Origin of the sequence: Streptomyces malaysiensis subsp. samsunensis (assembly GCF_024519315.1) — a bacterium.
GTDB classification, from domain to species: domain Bacteria; phylum Actinomycetota; class Actinomycetes; order Streptomycetales; family Streptomycetaceae; genus Streptomyces; species Streptomyces malaysiensis.
Window position 1 is genome coordinate 1 of record NZ_JANIIC010000237.1, and the last position, 837, is coordinate 837.

Below are 837 nucleotides of genomic sequence, written 5' to 3' on the forward strand. Positions count from 1 at the left end.
TGGCCGGGGTGGGCCCGGACGGCGAGGAGACGGGTCCCGCTCGTCTGCCGTTCGCCTGGACAGGGGTCTCGCTGTACGCCACGGGCGCGACGGCGCTGCGGGTACGCCTGTCGCCGTCGGGATCCGAGGGGATCTCGGTGCTCGTGGCGGACGCCGACGGTGTACCGGTGGCTTCGGTCGACTCACTTGTGGGACGGCCGGTGGCGGCCGAGCAGCTCACCGCGTCTCCGCAGGTGACCAGGGACTCGCTGTTCACCGTGGAATGGGATCGCGTGCCCACTGCGGACATGCCGGAAGCGGCGTCCCAAGCTCGGCGGGCAATAGTCGGGCCGGACGATCTCGGCCTCACCGCCGCCTTGGGTGCGGCAGGACAGGACGTATTGAGCAGCCCGGAGCTGGCCACCCTGGCAGGCAACCCGGATGTCGTACTCATGGCATGTGTGTCCGACTCGGGCTCGGGGGCAGAGGACCTCCCGACCACCACGCGCCATCTCGCACACCGTGCCTTGCGGGTGGTGCAGGAGTGGTTGGCTGAGGAGCGGTTTGCTGGTTCGCGGCTGGTGGTGGTGACGCGGGGTGCGGTGGCTGCGGTATCGGGTGAGGGTGTGCTGGATGTGGCGGCGGCTGCGGTGTGGGGTTTGGTGCGTTCTGCGCAGGCTGAGCATCCGGATCGGTTCGTTCTGGTGGACGTGGACGACACGTCGGTGTCGGCTGGTGTGCTCCGGGCGGTGCTGGAGTGTGGCGAGCCTCAGGTGGCTGTGCGGTCCGGGAATGTGCTGGCGCCCCGGCTGTCGCGTGCTGTTGCTCCTGCCGAGGGGGCCGGGCTGGGCTTTGCGT

Annotated in this window: 1 protein-coding gene; it reads left to right on the forward strand. The window is 70.0% G+C overall.

All coding sequences use genetic code 11. The annotated features are described in order from the left end of the window. Window positions 1-837, forward strand: an 837-nt coding sequence (locus tag NQU54_RS48675) for a SpnB-like Rossmann fold domain-containing protein (protein ID WP_441005770.1), incomplete at both ends; no start/stop codon positions are given.